General features: G+C 70.4%; 17 protein-coding genes. 15 read left to right on the top strand and 2 right to left on the bottom strand.

Going from position 1 to position 20,587, the window contains the following annotated elements:
• Nucleotides 1-113 precede the first annotated feature (113 nt).
• Complete coding sequence (locus ACN6LD_RS23270; RefSeq protein ID WP_445044162.1) at nt 114-2,642, top strand: RelA/SpoT family protein; 2,529 nt, start codon at nt 114-116, stop codon at nt 2,640-2,642.
• Nucleotides 2,643-2,740: 98 nt separating this feature from the next.
• On the opposite strand, the gene ACN6LD_RS23265 is transcribed toward ACN6LD_RS23270, so the two are convergent.
• Together ACN6LD_RS23265 and ACN6LD_RS23260 are read right to left on the bottom strand one after the other, a co-directional pair.
• Nucleotides 2,741-3,970 carry a DUF349 domain-containing protein gene (locus ACN6LD_RS23265; RefSeq protein WP_319186796.1) on the bottom strand — a complete coding sequence of 410 codons (1,230 nt, stop codon included), beginning with the start codon at nt 3,968-3,970 and terminating at the stop codon, nt 2,741-2,743.
• 155 nt (nt 3,971-4,125) lie between these two features.
• Nucleotides 4,126-4,953 carry a peptidylprolyl isomerase gene (locus tag ACN6LD_RS23260; protein ID WP_319186797.1) on the bottom strand — a complete coding sequence of 276 codons (828 nt, stop codon included), beginning with the start codon at nt 4,951-4,953 and terminating at the stop codon, nt 4,126-4,128.
• A gap of 180 nt (nt 4,954-5,133) precedes the next feature.
• Between ACN6LD_RS23260 and ACN6LD_RS23255 the strand changes: the two genes are divergently transcribed.
• From ACN6LD_RS23255 to aroB, 14 genes are all read left to right on the top strand, one after another.
• Nucleotides 5,134-5,850: an MBL fold metallo-hydrolase gene (locus tag ACN6LD_RS23255; RefSeq protein ID WP_319186798.1), complete on the top strand. Its 717-nt coding sequence runs from the start codon at nt 5,134-5,136 to the stop codon at nt 5,848-5,850.
• A 12-nt stretch (nt 5,851-5,862) separates the two neighbouring features.
• A complete protein-coding gene (gene hisS / locus ACN6LD_RS23250; RefSeq protein ID WP_319186799.1) occupies nt 5,863-7,125 on the top strand; it encodes a histidine--tRNA ligase in 1,263 nt (420 codons plus the stop codon).
• Nucleotides 7,126-7,469: 344 nt separating this feature from the next.
• A complete protein-coding gene (locus tag ACN6LD_RS23245) occupies nt 7,470-8,129 on the top strand; it encodes a vitamin K epoxide reductase family protein (RefSeq protein WP_445044161.1) in 660 nt (219 codons plus the stop codon).
• A gap of 60 nt (nt 8,130-8,189) precedes the next feature.
• A complete protein-coding gene (locus tag ACN6LD_RS23240; RefSeq protein WP_445044160.1) occupies nt 8,190-9,545 on the top strand; it encodes a replication-associated recombination protein A in 1,356 nt (451 codons plus the stop codon).
• 299 nt (nt 9,546-9,844) lie between these two features.
• Complete coding sequence (gene rpsD / locus ACN6LD_RS23235; RefSeq protein ID WP_266723803.1) at nt 9,845-10,459, top strand: 30S ribosomal protein S4; 615 nt, start codon at nt 9,845-9,847, stop codon at nt 10,457-10,459.
• A gap of 186 nt (nt 10,460-10,645) precedes the next feature.
• On the top strand, nt 10,646-11,086 hold the full coding sequence (locus tag ACN6LD_RS23230) for a DUF948 domain-containing protein (protein WP_319186802.1): 441 nt from the start codon (nt 10,646-10,648) through the stop codon (nt 11,084-11,086).
• 8 nt (nt 11,087-11,094) lie between these two features.
• Nucleotides 11,095-11,475 (top strand): hypothetical protein, encoded by a 381-nt coding sequence (locus ACN6LD_RS23225; RefSeq protein ID WP_319186803.1) that lies wholly within the window; start codon nt 11,095-11,097, stop codon nt 11,473-11,475.
• Entirely contained in the window at nt 11,475-14,147 is a 2,673-nt protein-coding gene (gene alaS / locus ACN6LD_RS23220) for an alanine--tRNA ligase (protein WP_319186804.1), read from the top strand. The genes ACN6LD_RS23225 and alaS overlap by 1 nt, the downstream gene beginning before the upstream one ends.
• An 8-nt stretch (nt 14,148-14,155) precedes the next feature.
• Nucleotides 14,156-14,620 carry a Holliday junction resolvase RuvX gene (ruvX, locus tag ACN6LD_RS23215; RefSeq protein WP_319186822.1) on the top strand — a complete coding sequence of 155 codons (465 nt, stop codon included), beginning with the start codon at nt 14,156-14,158 and terminating at the stop codon, nt 14,618-14,620.
• Nucleotides 14,621-14,743: 123 nt separating this feature from the next.
• Nucleotides 14,744-16,537: an endolytic transglycosylase MltG gene (gene mltG, locus ACN6LD_RS23210; protein ID WP_445044159.1), complete on the top strand. Its 1,794-nt coding sequence runs from the start codon at nt 14,744-14,746 to the stop codon at nt 16,535-16,537.
• A gap of 121 nt (nt 16,538-16,658) precedes the next feature.
• Nucleotides 16,659-17,513 (top strand): shikimate dehydrogenase, encoded by an 855-nt coding sequence (locus ACN6LD_RS23205; RefSeq protein WP_319186806.1) that lies wholly within the window; start codon nt 16,659-16,661, stop codon nt 17,511-17,513.
• A 266-nt stretch (nt 17,514-17,779) separates the two neighbouring features.
• Nucleotides 17,780-18,964: a chorismate synthase gene (gene aroC, locus ACN6LD_RS23200; RefSeq protein ID WP_445044158.1), complete on the top strand. Its 1,185-nt coding sequence runs from the start codon at nt 17,780-17,782 to the stop codon at nt 18,962-18,964.
• Nucleotides 18,961-19,476: a shikimate kinase gene (locus tag ACN6LD_RS23195; protein WP_319186808.1), complete on the top strand. Its 516-nt coding sequence runs from the start codon at nt 18,961-18,963 to the stop codon at nt 19,474-19,476. Before aroC ends, ACN6LD_RS23195 begins: the two co-directional genes overlap by 4 nt.
• On the top strand, nt 19,473-20,567 hold the full coding sequence (gene aroB / locus ACN6LD_RS23190) for a 3-dehydroquinate synthase (protein ID WP_307041146.1): 1,095 nt from the start codon (nt 19,473-19,475) through the stop codon (nt 20,565-20,567). Before ACN6LD_RS23195 ends, aroB begins: the two co-directional genes overlap by 4 nt.
• Nucleotides 20,568-20,587: the final 20 nt, after the last annotated feature.

Genomic DNA, 20,587 nt, shown 5'->3' with positions numbered 1-20,587 from the left:
TTCACCGGTACACGGCCCTCACATCGGCCTGGAGGCGATCCTGGAGCGCAGGATCGCTACGATGGGTGCTCCGGAGCCTGACCGGGGACCCGGATCGCGCACGAGGAGCCCTCTTGCCAGACGAGGCCCAGCACCTGACAGCCGCCAAGCCCGAGTCCGCCTCGGAGCCCGCGGCCACCCCCGCGTCGCAGGCGCCGGACGACAGCCGCGGCCCGGCCGAGCACGACCGTTCCGCGCCCGCCGGCGGGCCGGCCGAGCAGGCCCGTCCCAAGCCGGCTCCGCCCGAAAGCGCGACGGCGGCGCCCGCCGGCCGTCAGACCGCCGCCCCTCAGCAGGCCGCCCGCTCCGGCTCCTCCAACCGCGTCCGCGCCCGTCTCGCCCGGCTCGGCGTCCAGCGCCAGAACCCGTACAACCCGGTCCTGGAACCGCTGCTGCGGATAGTGCGCAGCAACGACCCGAAGATCGAGACGGCCACCCTGCGCCAGATCGAGAAGTCCTACCAGGTCGCCGAGCGCTGGCACCGCGGCCAGAAGCGCAAGAGCGGCGACCCGTACATCACCCACCCCCTCGCGGTGACCACGATCCTGGCCGAGCTGGGCATGGACCCGGCCACCCTCATGGCGGGTCTCCTGCACGACACCGTCGAGGACACCGAGTACGGCCTGGAGGACCTGCGGCGCGACTTCGGGGACCAGGTGGCCCTGCTCGTCGACGGCGTCACCAAGCTGGACAAGGTGAAGTTCGGCGAGGCCGCGCAGGCCGAGACCGTGCGCAAGATGGTCGTCGCCATGGCCAAGGACCCGCGGGTGCTGGTCATCAAGCTCGCGGACCGCCTGCACAACATGCGGACCATGCGCTACCTGAAGCGGGAGAAGCAGGAGAAGAAGGCGCGCGAGACCCTCGAGATCTACGCGCCCCTCGCCCACCGCCTGGGCATGAACACCATCAAGTGGGAACTGGAGGACCTCGCCTTCGCGATCCTCTACCCCAAGATGTACGACGAGATCGTCCGCCTGGTCGCCGAGCGTGCCCCCAAGCGCGACGAGTATCTGGCCATAGTGACCGACGAGGTGCAGGCCGATCTGCGGGCCGCCCGCATCAAGGCGACCGTCACCGGCCGCCCGAAGCACTACTACAGCGTCTACCAGAAGATGATCGTCCGCGGCCGCGACTTCGCGGAGATCTACGACCTGGTGGGCATCCGCGTCCTCGTGGACACCGTCCGCGACTGCTACGCGGCGCTCGGCACCGTGCACGCGCGATGGAATCCGGTCCCCGGCCGGTTCAAGGACTACATCGCGATGCCCAAGTTCAACATGTACCAGTCGCTGCACACGACGGTCATCGGCCCGAACGGCAAGCCGGTCGAACTCCAGATCCGTACGTTCGACATGCACCGCCGCGCCGAGTACGGCATCGCCGCGCACTGGAAGTACAAGCAGGAGGCCGTCGCCGGCGCCTCGAAGGTGCGCTCGGACCAGCCGAGGACCACCGGCAAGGACGACCACCTCAACGACATGGCCTGGCTGCGCCAGCTCCTCGACTGGCAGAAGGAGACCGAGGACCCCGGCGAGTTCCTGGAGTCCCTGCGCTTCGACCTGTCGCGCAACGAGGTCTTCGTCTTCACGCCGAAGGGCGACGTGATAGCGCTGCCGGCCGGTGCGACGCCCGTGGACTTCTCGTACGCGGTGCACACCGAGGTGGGCCACCGCACGATAGGAGCCCGGGTCAACGGGCGTCTCGTGCCGCTGGAGTCGACCCTGGACAACGGCGACCTGGTGGAGGTCTTCACCTCCAAGGCCGCCGGGGCGGGGCCGTCCCGGGACTGGCTGAACTTCGTCAAGTCGCCGCGCGCCCGCAACAAGATCCGCGCCTGGTTCTCCAAGGAGCGCCGCGACGAGGCGATCGAGCAGGGCAAGGACGCCATCGTCCGCGCCATGCGCAAGCAGAACCTGCCGATCCAGCGCATCCTGACCGGTGACTCGCTGGTGACGCTCGCGCACGAGATGCGGTACTCGGACATCTCCGCGCTGTACGCGGCGATCGGCGAGGGCCATGTCTCCGCGCAGAACATCGTGCAGAAGCTGGTCCAGGCGCTCGGCGGCGAGGAGGCCGCCTCCGAGGAGATCGACGAGACGGTTCCGCCGTCCCGGAGCCGCAGCCGCAAGCGGCGCAGCAACCAGGACCCCGGTGTCGTCGTCAAGGGCGTCGACGACGTGTGGGTCAAACTGGCCCGCTGCTGCACGCCCGTGCCCGGCGACCCCATCATCGGCTTCGTCACGCGGGGCAGCGGCGTATCGGTTCACCGCAGCGACTGCGTCAACGTGGAGTCACTGTCACGGGAGCCCGAACGGATCCTCGAGGTCGAGTGGGCGCCCACGCAGTCCTCGGTCTTCCTGGTCGCCATCCAGGTCGAGGCGCTCGACCGCTCCCGGCTCCTCTCGGACGTCACGCGCGTCCTGTCCGACCAGCACGTCAACATCCTGTCCGCGGCCGTCCAGACCTCCCGCGACCGGGTGGCCACCTCCCGCTTCACCTTCGAGATGGGCGACCCCAAGCATCTCGGGCACGTCCTGAAGGCCGTACGCGGCGTCGAGGGCGTCTACGACGTGTACCGGGTGACGTCGGCGCGCCGGCCGTAGAACGGCGGCGAGAACGCGGAAGCGGGCCCCGTACACCAGGTACGGGGCCCGCTTCGCTGTCTGCGGCCGGCCCTCGGAGAACGTCGGGCCCCGCCGCCTCAGCCGCCGAACTCGTGCAGACCCTTCAGAGCCTGGTCCAGCAGCGCCTGACGGCCCTCCAGCTCCCGCTCCAGCTTGTCGGCCTTCGCCGAGTTGCCCTGGGCGCGGGCCTGCTCGATCTGCGCCTTCAGCTTGTCCACGGCGCCCTGGAGCTGACCGGTGAGACCCGCGGCACGCGCGCGTGCCTCCGGGTTCGTCCGGCGCCACTCCGCCTCCTCGGACTCCTGGATCGCCCGCTCCACGGCGTGCATCCGGCCCTCGACCTTCGGCCGGGCGTCCCGCGGAACGTGGCCGATGGCCTCCCAGCGCTCGTTGATCGAACGGAACGCGGCCCGCGCCGCCTTCAGGTCGCCGATCGGGAGCAGCTTCTCGGCCTCCTCGGCCAGCTCCTCCTTGAGCTTCAGGTTCTCCGTCTGCTCCGCGTCCCGCTCGGCGAAGACCGAGCTGCGGGCGGCGAAGAAGACGTCCTGGGCGCCGCGGAAGCGGTTCCACAGGTCGTCCTCGTGCTCGCGCTGGGCACGGCCGGCGGCCTTCCAGTCCGCCATCAGCTCGCGGTAGCGCGCGGCGGTCGGACCCCAGTCCGTCGAACCGGACAGGCCCTCGGCCTCGGAGACCAGCCGCTCCTTGATCCGGCGGGCCTCCTCACGCTGTGCGTCGAGCTGCGCGAAGTGCGCCTTGCGGCGCTTGGAGAACGCCGAGCGCGCGTGCGAGAACCGGTGCCACAGTTCGTCGTCCGACTTGCGGTCGAGCCGGGGCAGCCCCTTCCACGTGTCCACCAGCGCGCGCAGCCGCTCACCGGCGGCCCGCCACTGGTCGGACTGCGCGAGCTGCTCCGCCTCGGTGACCAGGTCCTCCTTGGCGTGACGGGCCTGGTCCGACTGCTTCGCCCGCTGCTGCCTGCGCTCCTCGCGCCGCGACTCGACGGTCGCCACCAGCTTGTCCAGCCGCTCCCGCAGCGCCTGCAGATCACCGACGGCGTGGTGCGCGTCCACCTGCTCGCGGATGTGGTCGATCGCGACCTGAGCGTCCTTCGCCGAGAGGTCGGTGGTCTGCACTCGCTTCTCGAGGAGGCCGATCTCGACAACCAGGCCCTCGTACTTGCGCTCGAAGTAGGCCAGCGCCTCCTCTGGGGAGCCTGCCTGCCACGAACCGACCACCTGCTCGCCGTCGGCGGTACGCACGTACACGGTCCCCGTCTCGTCGACGCGGCCCCACGGGTCGCTGCTCACAGCGCCTCCTCCACATGATGCCTCCGAGGGGCCTCAGGGCCCCTGGGCATCGTCCACAGTTTCGTCACGGCCAACATAGGCGACCGGCAGGCCGCCTGTCCGCATCCCGCACGACCGAAATTGGGCAGTTGACCGCCCTGGTCACCGCTTCGTCGTCAGGACTTCGTGACCGTCGCCTTGTTGATCACAACCGTCGCGTTCGGGGCGCCGTCGCCCGCGCCGGTGTTCTCGCCCGCGGCGGCGATCTTCTGCAGAACCTTCATGCCTTCGGGCGACACCGTGCCGAACGGTGTGTAGCTGGGCGGCAGCTGACTGTCCTGGTAGACGAGGAAGAACTGGCTGCCGCCGGTGTGCGCCTGCCCGGTGTTGGCCATCGCGACCGTGCCCGCCGGGTAGACGTTCGCCTTGAGGGAGGCGTCCTTCAGGTTCTCGTCGGGAATCGTGTAGCCGGGACCGCCGCTGCCGCTGCCCGTCGGGTCGCCGCACTGCAGCACGTAGATCCCGTTGGTGGTGAGGCGGTGGCACTTGGTGTGGTCGAAGTAGCCCTTGTCGGCGAGGAAGCCGAACGAGTTCACCGTGTGCGGCGCGGCCTTCGCCTTGAGCGCTATGCCGATGTCGCCGCAGGTCGTCGCGAGCGTCATCGTGTACTTGGCCGACGAGTCGATCGTGACCGCCGGCTCCTTCTTCCAGGTCTGCGTCTTGACCGCACCGGCGGCGGGCTTCTCGCACGGGTCCTTGGCGGCACTGGCGCTGGGCGCCGCGGACGGCGTCGTGTCCGAACTCGCGTTCGCCTTGTCCTTGCCGTCGTCCTTCAGGACACCGGTCGTGTACAGCGCCAGGCTGCCGATGACGATCACGCCGAGCACCGACGCGATCACCGAGTTGCGCATACGGGCCTTGCGTCGGGCGCTCGTGCGCCGCTGCTGCTGCCGCAAGAACTTCTCCCGGGCGAGCTGACGCTTCCGCTGTTCCTGGGTGACCACCGGGTTCTCTCCTCATGCGTCTCGTACGTCGACTGGGACGCGTGCGTCTTGTGAGCCGACCGCCTGCGTGTGTCCCGTACCGTATATGGGTTCGCTGAGGAAACGGCAGCGCCGGTAGGCTCTGACCACTGGCGCAGCGGCCCAGATGCCCACGCGTATCGACACAAACGAAGGACGATCGTGCTCATTGCCGGGTTCCCCGCCGGAGCCTGGGGGACGAACTGTTATCTCGTCGCCCCGGCTGCAGGCGAGGAGTGCGTGATCATCGACCCGGGCCACCAGGCGGCCCCCGGCGTCGAGGAAGCGATCAGAAAGCATCGGCTGAAGCCCGTGGCCGTCGTCCTCACCCACGGTCACATCGACCATGTGGCCTCGGTGGTCCCGGTGTGCGGCGCGCACGACGTGCCGGCCTGGATCCACCCCGAGGACCGCTACATGATGAGCGACCCCGAGAAGGCGCTGGGCCGGTCCATCGGGATGCCGCTGATGGGCGAGCTCACCGTGGGGGAGCCGGACGACGTCCGCGAGCTCACCGACGGCGCCGGGCTGGACCTGGCCGGGCTGCAGTTCTCCGTCGCGCACGCGCCGGGCCATACCAGGGGGTCGGTGACCTTCCGGATGCCGGAGACGGCCGACGTCCCGTCGGTGTTCTTCTCCGGGGACCTGCTGTTCGCCGGCTCCATCGGACGCACCGACCTGCCCGGCGGCGACATGGCCGAGATGCTCGACTCGCTGGCCCGTGTGTGCCTGCCGCTCGACGACTCGACCGTGGTGCTGTCCGGCCACGGCCCCCAGACGACCATCGGCCAGGAGCGCGCCGCCAACCCGTATCTGCGGCAGGTGGCGGCCGGCGGCCAGGGAGCGGGTTCGCCCACCCCTCCCCGACGAGGAATGTGACGAGAGACTTCCGTGAGCACCTTTCAGGCCCCCAAGGGCACGTACGACCTGATCCCGCCGGACAGCGCCCAGTACCTCGCCGTCCGCGAGGCCATCGCCGCCCCGCTGCGCAACTCCGGCTACGGCTACGTCGAGACGCCCGGCTTCGAGAACGTCGAACTGTTCGCGCGCGGTGTCGGTGAGTCGACCGACATCGTCACCAAGGAGATGTACGCCTTCGAGACCAAGGGCGGCGACAGGCTGGCCCTGCGTCCCGAGGGCACCGCGTCCGTGCTGCGCGCCGCGCTGGAGGCCAACCTGCACAAGGTGGGCAACCTGCCGGTCAAGCTCTGGTACTCCGGCTCGTACTACCGCTACGAGCGTCCTCAGAAGGGCCGCTACCGCCACTTCTCCCAGGTGGGCGCCGAGGCGATCGGCGCGGAGGACCCGGCGCTGGACGCCGAGCTGATCATCCTGGCGGACCAGGCGTACCGCTCCCTGGGGCTGCGGAACTTCCGCATCCTCCTCAACAGCCTCGGCGACAAGGAGTGCCGCCCGGTGTACCGGGAGGCGCTCCAGAACTTCCTGCGCGGCCTCGACCTGGACGAGGACACGCTGCGTCGCGCGGAGATCAACCCGCTGCGGGTGCTCGACGACAAGCGCGAGTCGGTCCAGAAGCAGCTCGGAGAGGCGCCGCTGCTGCGCGACTACCTCTGCGACGCGTGCAAGGCGTACCACGAGGAGGTGCGCGAGCTGATCACCGCGGCGGGCGTCGCCTTCGAGGACGACCCCAAGCTGGTCCGCGGTCTGGACTACTACACGCGCACGACCTTCGAGTTCGTCCACGACGGGCTGGGTTCACAGTCCGCGGTGGGCGGCGGCGGCCGTTACGACGGCCTCTCCGAGATGATCGGCGGCCCCGCGCTGCCCTCGGTGGGCTGGGCGCTGGGCGTCGACCGCACGGTCCTGGCGCTGGAGGCGGAGGGTGTGCAGCTCAGGCTGCCCGCCTCCACCTCCGTGTACGCGGTGCCGCTCGGCGAGGAGGCACGCCGGGTGCTCTTCGCCAAGGTCACCGAACTGCGCAAGCTCGGCGTCGCGGCCGACTTCGCCTATGGCGGCAAGGGTCTCAAGGGCGCCATGAAGAGCGCCAACCGCAGCGGAGCGCGCTACACCGTCGTCGCCGGCGAACGCGACCTCGCCGAGGGCGTCGTCCAGCTCAAGGACATGGAGTCCGGCGAGCAGAAGGCGGTCGGCGTCAACGAGATCGTGGCCGAACTGGAGTCGAAGCTCGGATAGCGGTTCACGGGGGCGCCGGGGCGGGTGCCCGGCGCCCCCGCCCGCCGTCAACTCCACGGAGCCCCGGTTCCTCTTTCGGGTGAGGGCGACGCGTGAGCGTCCCGCGCGTGTGCTCACCTCCGGGTCCGCCCTCGGCGCTCCGCGGCCCGCCGCACGCCGGTCGGGTGCATCTGCCTCGAGGGGTTCGGGGTGTGTTGTCATGCTTCGAGCGTCGGCCGGAACCGAACGCCCGGGGGCGGCCGCGCGTACTTCCTTATGTCCACCGAACGGTGGACGGTCGGCCTTGTGCGGCACAATGGCCCCTGCCCGAAGATGGTCCAACTCTCAAGTGACGGATCGGCGTGATGAGCAAGACGACAGTGAAAGACGCCTCCACGGAGTCCGAGCACGAGCACGCGGCCGCGGCCGAGCCACGGACGGTGGGCGCCGGCCGTGGGTTCGCGATCCTGCTGCTGATCACCGGCGCGGCCGGGCTGCTCGCCGCGTGGGTCATCACGATCGACAAGTTCAAGATCCTCGAGGCCAAGGTCGCGGGCACGACCTTCACGCCCGGCTGCAGCATCAACCCGGTCATCTCCTGCGGCAGCATCATGGAGAGCAAGCAGGCGTCCGTCTTCGGGTTCCCGAACCCGATGCTCGGCCTCGTCGCCTACGGCATGGTGATCTGCGTCGGCATGAGCCTGCTGGCCCGGGCCCGCTTCCCGCGCTGGTACTGGCTGACCTTCAACTTCGGCACGCTCTTCGGCGTGGCCTTCTGTACCTGGCTGCAGTACCAGTCGCTGTACAAGATCAACGCTCTGTGCCTGTGGTGCTCGCTGGCCTGGGTCGCGACGATCACCATGTTCTGGTACGTCACCTCGTTCAACGTCCGCAACGGCTTCCTCCCCGCCCCCGCCGGGCTGAAGCGGTTCTTCGGCGAGTTCACCTGGGTCCTGCCGGTCACCCACGCCGGCATCATCGCGATGCTGATCCTGACCCGCTGGGGCGCCGACCTCTGGGCCTGACCACGGCCCCGGACAGGCGGCCGAAGGGGACTGTCGTACCCCTGACGTAGGCTCCGAGGTGTGGAGCCCGACCTGTTCACCGCTGCAGCGGAAGACCGCCAGGAGAAGGACCCCGCAGGGAGCCCCCTGGCGGTCCGGATGCGTCCGCGCACCCTCGACGAGGTGGTGGGCCAGCAGCACCTGCTGAAGCCGGGCTCGCCCCTGCGCCGCCTGGTCGGCGAGGGTGCGAAAGGCCCGGCCGGCCCCTCCTCGGTGATCCTCTGGGGGCCGCCGGGCACGGGGAAGACGACCCTCGCCTACGTGGTCTCCAAGGCCACCGACAAGCGGTTCGTGGAGCTGTCCGCCATCACCGCCGGCGTCAAGGAGGTCCGTGCCGTCATCGACGGCGCCCGCCGCGCCATCGGCGGCTTCGGCAAGGAGACCGTCCTCTTCCTCGACGAGATCCACCGTTTCAGCAAGGCCCAGCAGGACTCCCTCCTGCCGGCCGTCGAGAACCGCTGGGTGACGCTGATCGCGGCGACCACCGAGAACCCCTACTTCTCGGTCATCTCGCCCCTGCTCTCCCGCTCCCTCCTGCTGACCCTCGAGCCCCTCACCGACGACGATCTCCGCGACCTGGTCGGGCGCGCCCTGTCCGACGACCGGGGCCTCAAGGGCGCCGTCACCCTCGCCGAGGATGCCGAGGCCCATCTCCTGCGCATCGCCGGCGGCGACGCCCGGCGCGCCCTGACGGCCCTGGAGGCCGCCGCCGGCGCCGCCCTCGACCAGGACGAGACCGAGATCGGCCTTCGGACACTGGAGCAGACGGTCGACCGCGCGGCCGTGAAGTACGACCGCGACGGCGACCAGCACTACGACGTCGCCAGCGCCCTCATCAAGTCGATCCGCGGCTCGGACGTCGACGCGGCCCTGCACTACCTGGCCCGCATGATCGAGGCCGGCGAGGACCCCCGCTTCATCGCCCGCCGCCTGATGATCTCCGCCAGCGAGGACATCGGTCTCGCCGACCCGAACGCACTGCCGATCGCGGTCGCCGCCGCCCAGGCCGTCGCCATGATCGGCTTCCCCGAGGCCGCCCTCACCCTCAGCCATGCCACCATCGCCCTCGCTCTGGCGCCCAAGTCCAACGCCGCGACCACGGCGATCGGCGCCGCCCTGGACGACGTCCGCAAGGGGTCGGCCGGCCCCGTCCCCCCGCATCTGCGGGACGGCCACTACAAGGGAGCCGCCAAGCTCGGGCACGCCCAGGGGTACGTGTACCCGCACGACCTGCCCGAGGGCATCGCCGCCCAGCAGTACGCGCCGGACGCGATCCACGGCCGGGAGTACTACACCCCCACCCGGCACGGCGCCGAGGCCCGCTACGCGGACGCGGTCGAGTGGACCAGAACGCACCTCGGTCGGAACGGGTCCTGAGCACCCTGTAGAATCCCTCGGAGTGCTGCGTCCCGTGCCGTCAGAACGGGACAGTCAGCCGGAGCACCGGTCCCTCGGACCGGCTCCAGGAGCGTCGCGCACCGTCGAAGGTGTCGCGGGCAGCCCATCACCGCCCGGAATCCGGGATCGGTCGGTGGGCAACTCGCGTGCTGCACGTATGTGCCCAGACCAGGGGAGCGGCTGCCCGACAGGTCCCGAGCGGACCCGGCGGGTTTCCCCGGCTGCGGATTGCGACCTCCCTCAACCCTGACAAGCCGAAATCCAGGAAACGAGAGACAGTGGCGAACCAGCCCCGCCCCAAGGTGAAGAAGTCGCGTGCCCTCGGCATCGCGCTGACCCCGAAGGCCGTCAAGTACTTCGAGGCCCGCCCCTACCCGCCGGGTGAGCACGGCCGTGGCCGCAAGCAGAACTCGGACTACAAGGTCCGTCTGCTCGAGAAGCAGCGTCTGCGCGCGCAGTACGACGTGTCCGAGCGCCAGCTCGTCCGCGCCTACGAGCGTGCCTCCAAGGTCCAGGGCAAGACCGGTGAGGCCCTGATCATCGAGCTCGAGCGCCGTCTCGACGCGCTGGTCCTGCGTTCGGGCATCGCCCGCACGATCTACCAGGCCCGTCAGATGGTCGTGCACGGCCACATCGAGGTCAACGGTCAGAAGACCGACAAGCCCTCCTTCCGTGTCCGTCCCGACGACGTCGTGATGGTTCGCGAGCGCAGCCGCGAGAAGACCCTCTTCTCCATCGCCCGCGAGGGCGGCTTCGCCCCCGACGGCGAGACCCCGCGCTACCTCCAGGTGAACCTCAAGGCCCTGGCGTTCCGCCTGGACCGTGAGCCGAACCGCAAGGAGATCCCGGTGATCTGCGACGAGCAGCTCGTCGTCGAGTACTACGCCCGCTGATCCCCGCCCGGATCGGCCCGCGGCGGTCGTAGCACCTCCGCACCCCGGCCCGTCGTCCCCCTGCCCTTCGGGGCGGGCGGGGCGACGGGCTTTTGCACGCCCCTAATCCGGTACGGAACGCCGGTGGCGGCGCGATAGGCTCGCCTCCAGAGATAGGTGTTCGTCGGCCGAGGGAGCGGGTGCGCAGTGTCCGGTGGAGAGGTGGCCGGCATTCTGGTGGCCGTGTTCTGGGCGATCCTGGTCTCCTTCCTCGCCGTCGCGCTGGCGAGGCTGGCCCAGACGCTCAAGGCGACCACCCGGCTGGTCGCGGACGTGACCGAACAGGCCGTCCCGCTGCTGGCCGACGCCTCCGCCGCCGTGCGCTCCGCGCAGACCCAGATCGACCGGGTCGACGCCATCGCCAGCGATGTCCAGGAGGTCACGTCGAACGCTTCGGCGCTCTCCACCACGGTCGCCTCCACCTTCGGCGGGCCCCTGGTGAAGGTCGCCGCGTTCGGCTACGGCGTCCGCCGGGCCCTCGGCGGCCGTAAGGAAGACGCGCCCGCGAGGGAGCCCCGGCGGACCGTCATCGTGGGCCGCACGGTCTCCCGGCGGGAGAAGCGCAAGCCCCGTGGAAAGAGGGACTGAGACCAGCGATGTTCCGCCGTACCTTCTGGTTCAGCACGGGCGTCGCCGCCGGTGTCTGGGCCACCACCAAGGTCAACCGCAAGCTGAGGAAGCTGACCCCCGAGAGCCTCGCCGCGACAGCGGCCGACAAGGCCCTCGAGACGGGAGCACGCCTCAAGGACCGCGCGGTGGGCTTCGCGCTCGACGTCCGCGACAACATGGCACGGCGGGAGGCCGAGCTGGGGGAGGCGCTGGGGATCCGCGAGGACCCCGCACTGCCCGCCCCCAGGCGGTACCCCGCCATCGAGAACCGCCCCCACCCGCAGCACCGCACCCGACCGCACGACCGCGACAACCCGAAGTACATCGAGAACACGACGTACTCGAACGACCGGAATGAGGACCACTGATGGAGTCGGCCGAGATCCGCCGCCGCTGGCTGAGCTTCTACGAGGAGCGCGGGCACACCGTCGTCCCTTCGGCGTCGCTCATCGCGGACGACCCGACTCTGCTCCTGGTCCCCGCCGGCATGGTCCCGTTCAAGCCGTACTTCCTCGGCGAGGTCAAGCCGCCGTGGTCGCGCGCCACCAGCGTGCAGAAGTGCGTGCGCACGCCCGACATCGAAGAGGTCGGCAAGACCACGCGGCACGGCACCTTCTTCCAGATGTGCGGCAACTTCTCCTTCGGCGACTACTTCAAGGAAGGCGCCATCAAGTACGCCTGGGAGCTGCTCACCAGCCCCCAGGACAAGGGTGGTTACGGCCTGGAGCCGGAGAAGCTCTGGATCACCGTCTATCTGGAGGACGACGAGGCCGAGCGCATCTGGCACGAGGTCGTCGGCGTGCCCAAGGAGCGCATCCAGCGCCTCGGCATGAAGGACAACTACTGGTCCATGGGCGTCCCCGGCCCGTGCGGACCGTGTTCCGAGATCAACTACGACCGCGGCCCCGAGTTCGGCGTCGAGGGCGGCCCCGCCGTCAACGACGAGCGGTACGTGGAGATCTGGAACCTCGTCTTCATGCAGTACGAGCGCGGGGAGGGCATCGGCAAGGACAACTTCGAGATCCTCGGCGAGCTGCCCAGCAAGAACATCGACACGGGCCTCGGCCTGGAGCGCCTCGCCATGATTCTGCAGGGCGTGCAGAACATGTACGAGATCGACACCTCCATGGCGGTCATCAAGAAGGCCACCGAGCTGACCGGCGTCGCGTACGGCGAGGCCCATGACTCGGACGTCTCGCTGCGCGTGGTCACCGACCACATGCGCACCTCCGTGATGCTCATCGGCGACGGCGTCACCCCGGGCAACGAGGGCCGCGGCTATGTGCTGCGCCGCATCATGCGCCGCGCCATCCGCAACATGCGCCTCCTCGGCGCCACCGGCCTCGTCGTCAAGGACCTCATCGACACGGTCGTCGAGATGATGGGTCAGCAGTACCCGGAGCTGGTCACCGACCGCGAGCGCATCGAGAAGGTCGCCCTCGCCGAGGAGAACGCCTTCGTCAAGACGCTCAAGGCCGGCACCAACATCCTCGACACGGCCATCACCGAGGCCAAGGCCGCCGGCGGCCGGGTCCTCGCCGGCGACAAGGCCTTCCTGCTCCACGACACCTGGGGCTTCCCGATCGACCTCACCCTGGAGATGGCCGCCGAGCAGGGGCTGTCCGTGGACGAGGACGGCTTCCGCCGTCTGATGAAGGAACAGCGGGACAAGGCCAAGGCCGACGCCCAGGCCAAGAAGACCGGCCACGCCGGCACGGGCGCCTACCGCGAGATCGCCGACAAGGCCGGCGAGACCGACTTCATCGGGTACTCCGACACCGAGGGCGAGTCCACGATCGTCGGCATCCTCGTCGACGGCGCCTCCTCCCCGGCCGCCACCGAGGGCGACGAGGTCGAGATCGTCCTCGACCGGACCCCGTTCTACGCCGAGGGCGGCGGCCAGATCGGCGACACCGGCCGGATCAAGGTCGACACCGGCGCCGTCGTCGAGATCCGCGACACCCAGAAGCCGGTCCCCGGCGTGTACGTCCACAAGGGCGTCGTCCAGTTCGGCGAGGTGACGGTCGGAGCCAAGGTCCACGCCTCGATCGACGGCCGCCGCCGTACGGCCATCGCCCGCGCGCACTCGGCCACCCACCTCACCCACCAGGCGCTGCGCGACGCCCTCGGCCCGACGGCCGCCCAGGCCGGCTCCGAGAACCAGCCCGGCCGCTTCCGCTTCGACTTCGGCTCCCCGTCCGCCGTTCCGACGGCCGTGATGACCGACGTCGAGCAGAAGATCAACGAGGTGCTCGCCCGCGACCTGGACGTCCAGGCCGAGGTCATGGGCATCGACGAGGCCAAGAAGCAGGGCGCCATCGCCGAGTTCGGCGAGAAGTACGGCGAGCGCGTCCGGGTGGTCACCATCGGCGACTTCTCCAAGGAGCTGTGCGGCGGCACGCACGTGCACAACACCGCCCAGCTCGGTCTGGTGAAGCTGCTCGGCGAGTCGTCGATCGGCTCGGGCGTGCGCCGCATCGAGGCCCTCGTCGGCGTCGACGCCTACAACTTCCTGGCCCGTGAGCACACGGTCGTCGCCCAGCTCCAGGAGTTGATCAAGGGCCGTCCGGAGGAGCTCCCGGAGAAGGTCTCCGCCATGCTCGGCAAGCTGAAGGACGCCGAGAAGGAGATCGAGAAGTTCCGCGCCGAGAAGGTCCTCCAGGCCGCCGCCGGTCTCGTGGAGTCCGCCAAGGACGTCCGCGGGGTCGCCGTGGTCACCGGCCAGGTCCCGGACGGCACCACGCCGGACGACCTGCGCAGGCTGGTCCTCGACGTGCGCGGCCGTATCCAGGGCGGACGGGCCGCCGTGGTCGCCCTGTTCACGGTCAACAACGGCAAGCCGCTGACGGTCATCGCCACCAACGAGGCCGCTCGCGAGCGCGGGCTCAAGGCCGGCGAGCTGGTCCGCGCGGCCGCCAAGACCCTCGGCGGCGGCGGTGGCGGCAAGCCCGACGTGGCCCAGGGCGGCGGCCAGAACCCGGCCGCGGTCGGCGACGCCGTCGACGCCGTCGAGCGGCTCGTGGCGGAAACGGCCAAGTGAGCAGTCTCATGCGCAAGGGCCGTCGACTCGCGATCGACGTCGGGGACGCCCGGATCGGGGTCGCCTCGTGCGACCCCGACGGGATCCTCGCCACCCCGGTGGAGACGGTCCCCGGCCGGGACGTGCCGGCGGCCTACCGGCGGCTCGGACAGCTGGTCGAGGAGTACGAGCCGATCGAGGTCGTGGTGGGTCTTCCTCGCTCCCTCAAGGGGGGCGAGGGCCCGGCCGCGGCGAAGGTGCGCGGCTTCGCACAGGAACTGGCGAACAAAATCGCTCCCGTATCCGTACGTCTGGTGGACGAGCGGATGACGACCGTGACGGCGAGTCAGGGACTGCGGGCATCGGGGGTGAAGGCGAAGAAGGGCAGATCGGTCATCGACCAGGCAGCCGCTGTGATCATCCTTCAGCAGGCGCTGGAATCCGAACGGGTGTCAGGTAAAGCACCGGGCGAGGGCGTCGAAGTGGTCATCTGATCGCGATACGGTAACGTTCCGCGCGATGCGGGGCTGTTCGAACAGTCGCCGCACAGAGAGAGGCGGAACGGTGACGGGCTCGCGAAGGCTTCGTGTCCACCGCCTCGCGGCTCTAGGGGATCGATGACTGAGTATGGCCGGGGCCCCGGCTCCGAACCGTGGCATCCGGAGGACCCGTTGTACGGGGACGGCGGATGGGAAGGGCAGCAGGCCCACCCGGGTCATCAGCCTGCCTACGGCGGCCAGCAGCAGCACCAGTACCCGCAGGGTCAGCAGCCGCAGCAGCAGGAGTACGGCGACTGGGGTCAGGGCCAGCCGCAGCAGTACGACCCGCAGTACCAGGGGTACGACCAGCAGCAGTACATGGGCCAGGAGCAGCAGCAGTACACGCCGCAGAACCAGCAGCCGTACACGCAGCAGAACCAGCAGCCCTACCACGAGGGGTACCAGGAAGGCGGTTGGGACGGCACGGGCACCCATGCCCACGTCCCGTACGCGGCCGATCCCGGCGATCCCTATGGTCAGCAGGCCGCGGCCTACGGCGCCCAGCAGCCCGACTTCTACGGCACCCCGGACGCGTATCCGCCGCCGGAGCCGCCCAACCGGCGGCAGGCGGCGCCGGAGCCCGAACCGGAGGCGGCGACCGCGCCGGAACCGGAGCCCGGGCCGAAGACCGACTGGGATCCCGGTCCCGACCAGGGCGAGCACGCGTTCTTCGCGGGTGGCGCGGGCCAGGACGACGAGGACGACGCCGACGAGCCGGAGGGGCGCGGCGAGCGGCGGGGACGCGGAAAAGGCGCCAAGGGCGGCAAGGGTTCCAAAGCGGCCAAGGGCAAGAAGAGCCGTAACGGCGTCGCCTGCCTGGTCGTCGTCCTGGTGTTCACCGGCGGTCTCGCAGGAGTGGGCTACTTCGGCTACCAGTTCTACCAGAATCGTTACGGCGCGGCACCGGACTTCGCGGGCGACGGCTCCGGCACGGCGGTGACCGTCGAGATTCCCAAAGGCGCGGGCGGATATGACATCGGCCGCATTCTGAAGGCGGCCGGCGTCGTCGAGAGCGTCGACGCATTCGTCTCGGCGCAACAGGGAAACCCCAAGGGCAAAACGATTCAGGACGGCGTCTACACGCTGCAGAAACGTATGTCTGCGGCGAGTGCGGTCGAGTTGCTGCTCAGCCCGAAGAGCCGCAGCAACCTCGTCATCGCCGAGGGGCTGCGCAACTCCAAGGTCTACACCATGATCGACAAGCGTCTCCAAGTGGCGGAGGGAACCACAGCGGCGGTCGCCAAGAAGTCGTACAAGACGCTCGGCCTGCCCGCCTGGGCGCTCAACCGGCCCGATGTGAAGGACCCGCTGGAAGGATTCCTCTACCCCTCCAGCTACGCGGTCTCCAAGGGCCAGAAGCCCGATGCCGTCCTGAAGAACATGGTCGCGCGGGCCGCGGAGAAGTACCAGGCGTTCGACTTGGCCAAGAAGGCCTCCGCTCTCGGCCTCGACGGTCCGTGGCAGCTGCTGACGGTGGCGAGCCTGGTGCAGGCGGAGGGCACGAGCCACGACGACTTCCGCAAGATGGCCGAGGTGGTCTACAACCGCCTCAAGCCCGGAAACCCCCAGACCTACGGCTCGTTGGAGTTCGACTCCACGTACAACTACGTGAAGAACCAGAGCAAGATCGACCTGTCGATCGCCGAATTGCGGAATTATGACAACCCGTACAACACCTATCACGAGAAGGGCCTGCCTCCGGGGCCCATCGACAATCCCGGCGACGACGCGCTGAAGGGCGCGCTCAACCCGACGCACGACGGCTGGTACTACTTCCTCTCGACGGACGGCAAGAGCAGCAAGTTCACCAAAACGCTCGCCGAGCACGAGAAGCTGGTCAACGCGTGGAATGCGAGCAAGGGAAAGAACTGACGTCCGTCCGGGTGTGCGCAGAGTTCGACGACATGACAACGGCGGGCGTCGGGCGGGTGGTCGGCTGCTCCGCACCGCCCGCCCGGGGCGGTGCGCCGTGAAGGCTCAAGGACTGGTTTCCATGGCAGCAGCAGAAGCAACCGACGCCCGCAGGGCCGCCGTGCTCGGCAGCCCCATCGCCCATTCCCTCTCCCCGGCGCTGCACCGCGCCGCGTACGAGGCACTGGAGCTGACCGGCTGGACGTACGACCGCTTCGAGGTGGACGAGGAGGCGCTGCCCGCCTTCGTCGAGGCACTCGGCGCCGAGTGGGCCGGACTCTCGCTGACCATGCCGCTGAAGCGGGCGGTCATCCCGCTGCTCGACGAGATCAGTGAGACGGCGGCCTCCGTCGAGGCGGTCAACACCCTCGTCCTCACCGAGGACGGCCGCCGGGTCGGCGACAACACCGACATCCCCGGCATGGTCGCGGCGCTGCGCGAGCGCGGCGTCGAACAGGCCGAGTCGGCCGCGATCCTCGGCGCGGGGGCCACCGCCTCCTCGGCGCTGGCCGCACTGTCCAGGGTCTGCGCCGGCGAGATCGTCGCCTACGTCCGCAGCGAGGCCCGCGCCGCCGAGATGCGGCAGTGGGGCGCACGTCTCGACGTCGACGTCCGGATCGCCGACTGGGCGGACGCCGCCGACGCCCTGCGCTTCCCGCTGGTCGTCGCGACCACCCCGGCCGGGGCCACCGACGCCCTGGCGGCCTCGGTGCCCGAACGCCCGGCCACCCTCTTCGACGTGCTCTACGACCCGTGGCCGACCGAGCTGGCCGCCCGCTGGTCCATGTTCGGCGGCGCCGTCGTCAGCGGTCTCGACCTGCTCGTGCACCAGGCGGTGCTCCAGGTGGAGCAGATGACCGGCCGGGCCCCGGCGCCCGTGGAGGCCATGCGCACGGCCGGTGAACACGCGCTGAGCGCCCGGCGGCCGTCGCCCTGAGCGGCGCTCGGCCGGCCCACGCGGTCCGGCCGGTGACGCTCCCGCGGCGAGCCGCGCGCCCACGCCGTCCCGTGTCCTGTCCGGAGCGCCTTCGGCCCCCGTGACGCCGTCCCGTCCGGTTGGTGGACCGACGGCCGGATCCGGCCCCGGGACGTGGGAGGATCGAAGACGGCGGGCCAGGGCCGCGCACCCGGTCACGCCGACGACGTACGCGACGGACGCGCGTGCGCAGAGCAGTACCAGGGCGCGAGCACTGAGGAGCATCGTTGAGCAGGCTGCGTTGGCTGACCGCGGGGGAGTCCCACGGTCCCGCACTTGTCGCGACGCTGGAGGGCCTTCCCGCCGGCGTGCCGATCACCACGGAGATGGTCGCCGACCACCTTGCGCGGCGGCGGCTCGGCTATGGGCGTGGTGCGCGTATGAAGTTCGAGCGCGACGAGGTCACCTTCCTCGGCGGTGTCCGGCACGGCCTGACCATGGGCTCCCCGGTGGCGGTCATGGTGGGCAACACGGAGTGGCCGAAGTGGGAGCAGGTGATGGCCGCCGGCCCGGTCGACCCCGAGATCCTCGCCGGCCTGGCCCGCAACGCCCCGCTCACCCGGCCGCGCCCCGGCCACGCGGACCTCGCCGGGATGCAGAAGTACGGCTTCGACGAGGCCCGGCCGATCCTCGAGCGCGCCTCCGCGCGGGAGACTGCGGCCCGCGTCGCGCTCGGCGCGGTGGCCCGGTCGTACCTCAAGGAGACGGCCGGCATCGAGATCGTCTCCCACGTCGTCGAGCTGGCCGCCGCGAAGGCGCCCTACGGCGTGTATCCGACCCCCGCCGACGTCGAGAAGCTGGACGCGGACCCGGTGCGCTGCCTGGACGCGGACGCCTCGAAGGCGATGGTCGCGGAGATCGACCAGGCCCACAAGGACGGCGACACCCTCGGCGGCGTCGTCGAGGTGCTGGCGTACGGCGTCCCCGTCGGCCTCGGTTCGCACGTGCACTGGGACCGCCGGCTGGACGCCCGGCTGGCCGCCGCGCTGATGGGCATTCAGGCGATCAAGGGCGTCGAGGTCGGCGACGGCTTCGACCTCGCGCGCGTGCCCGGTTCGAAGGCGCACGACGAGATCCTCGCCACCGGCGACGGGATCAGGCGCGCCACCGGCCGCTCCGGCGGCACCGAGGGCGGCCTGACCACCGGCGAGCTGCTGCGCGTGCGCGCCGCGATGAAGCCGATCGCGACCGTGCCGCGGGCCCTGCAGACGGTGGACGTCGCCACGGGCGAGGCGACGCAGGCGCACCACCAGCGCTCCGACGTGTGCGCGGTCCCGGCCGCCGGGATCGTCGCCGAGGCGATGGCCGCACTGGTGCTGGCGGACGCGGTGGCGGAGAAGTTCGGCGGGGACAGCGTCACCGAGACCCGCCGCAACGTGCGGTCGTACCTCGACAACCTGCACATCCGATGAGCGGGCCGCTGGTCGTGCTGGTCGGCCCGATGGGCGTCGGCAAGTCCACCGTCGGGCAGCTGCTCGCCGAACGGCTCGGCGTCGGCTACCGGGACACCGACGACGACATCGTCGCCGAGCAGGACCGCAGCATCGCGGAGATCTTCGTCGACGAGGGTGAGGACGCGTTCCGCGCGATCGAGAAGCTCGCCGTGCGGCGCGCGCTCGGCGAGCACGACGGCGTCCTGGCGCTCGGCGGCGGCGCGATCCTGGACGCCGACACCCGCGACCTGCTGGCCGGCCGACGCGTGGTCTACCTGGCCATGGACGTCGAGGAAGCCGTCAGGCGCACCGGACTGGGCGTGGCCCGTCCGCTGCTTGCGGTGAACCCGCGCAAGCAGTGGCGCGAGCTGATGGACGCCCGCCGTCCCCTCTACGAGAGCGTGGCCACGGTGGTGGTCGCGACGGACGGCCGTACGCCCGAAGAGGTCGGACAGATCGCCCTGGACGCTTTGGAGTTGAAGGAAGCATGAGCAGCGAGTCAGTGACCCGGATCCAGGTCGGCGGCAGCGCGGGCACCGACCCGTACGAGGTCCTGATCGGCCGTGCCCTGCTGGGTGAGCTCGCCGGACTGATCGGCGACCGGGTCAAGCGGGTCGCGGTCATCCACCCCGAGGCGCTGGCCGAGACCGGCGACGCGCTGCGCGCCGATCTCGCCGGGCAGGGGTACGAGGCCGTCGCCATCCAGGTGCCGAACGCGGAGGAGGCCAAGACCGCCGAGGTCGCCGCCTACTGCTGGAAGGCGCTCGGCCAGTCCGGCTTCACCCGCTCGGACGTCGTGGTGGGCGTCGGCGGCGGCTCCACCACCGACCTCGCCGGGTTCGTCGCCGCGACCTGGCTGCGCGGGGTGCGCTGGATCGCCGTCCCGACGACCGTGCTCGCCATGGTCGACGCGGCCGTCGGCGGCAAGACCGGCATCAACACCGCGGAGGGCAAGAACCTCGTCGGGTCGTTCCACCCGCCGGCCGGTGTGCTGTGCGACCTGGCGGCGCTCGACTCCCTCCCGGTCAACGACTACGTCTCGGGGCTCGCCGAGATCATCAAGGCCGGATTCATCGCCGACCCGGTGATCCTCGAGCTGATCGAGTCCGACCCCGAGGCGGCGCGCACCCCGGCGGGCCCGCACACCGCGGAGCTCATCGAACGCTCCATCAGGGTCAAGGCGGACGTGGTGTCTTCGGACCTGAAGGAGTCGGGCCTGAGGGAGATCCTCAACTACGGCCACACCCTCGCGCACGCCATCGAGAAGAACGAGCGCTACAAGTGGCGCCACGGCGCGGCGGTCTCCGTCGGCATGCACTTCGCCGCGGAACTGGGCCGCCTCGCCGGCCGGCTGGACGACGCGACGGCCGACCGCCACCGCACCGTGCTGGAGTCGGTGGGTCTGCCGCTGCACTACCGCCACGACCAGTGGCCCAAGCTGCTGGAGACCATGAAGGTCGACAAGAAGTCCCGCGGCGACCTGCTCCGGTTCATCGTCCTGGACGGACTGGCCAGGCCCACCGTCCTCGAGGGTCCCGACCCGGCCGTGCTGCTCGCCGCGTACGGCGAGGTGGGCGAGTAACCCGACGGGGAAGCGCGGCC

This window comes from Streptomyces sp. SAS_272, from assembly GCF_052543235.1.
The sequence above is the reverse complement of the archived record's forward strand: the minus strand, read 5'-3'. Positions and strand labels throughout refer to the sequence as shown.

Excerpts from the sequence above, each read along its gene's own strand:
- ACN6LD_RS23245 (WP_445044161.1), top strand. The coding sequence starts at position 7,470 with ATGAGCAAGACGACAGTGAAAGACGCCTCCACGGAGTCCGAGCACGAG.
- ACN6LD_RS23225 (WP_319186803.1), top strand. The coding sequence starts at position 11,095 with ATGTTCCGCCGTACCTTCTGGTTCAGCACGGGCGTCGCCGCCGGTGTC.
- alaS (WP_319186804.1), top strand. The coding sequence starts at position 11,475 with ATGGAGTCGGCCGAGATCCGCCGCCGCTGGCTGAGCTTCTACGAGGAG.
- ruvX (WP_319186822.1), top strand. The coding sequence starts at position 14,156 with ATGCGCAAGGGCCGTCGACTCGCGATCGACGTCGGGGACGCCCGGATC.
- mltG (WP_445044159.1), top strand. The coding sequence starts at position 14,744 with ATGACTGAGTATGGCCGGGGCCCCGGCTCCGAACCGTGGCATCCGGAG.
- ACN6LD_RS23205 (WP_319186806.1), top strand. The coding sequence starts at position 16,659 with ATGGCAGCAGCAGAAGCAACCGACGCCCGCAGGGCCGCCGTGCTCGGC.
- ACN6LD_RS23195 (WP_319186808.1), top strand. The coding sequence starts at position 18,961 with ATGAGCGGGCCGCTGGTCGTGCTGGTCGGCCCGATGGGCGTCGGCAAG.
- aroB (WP_307041146.1), top strand. The coding sequence starts at position 19,473 with ATGAGCAGCGAGTCAGTGACCCGGATCCAGGTCGGCGGCAGCGCGGGC.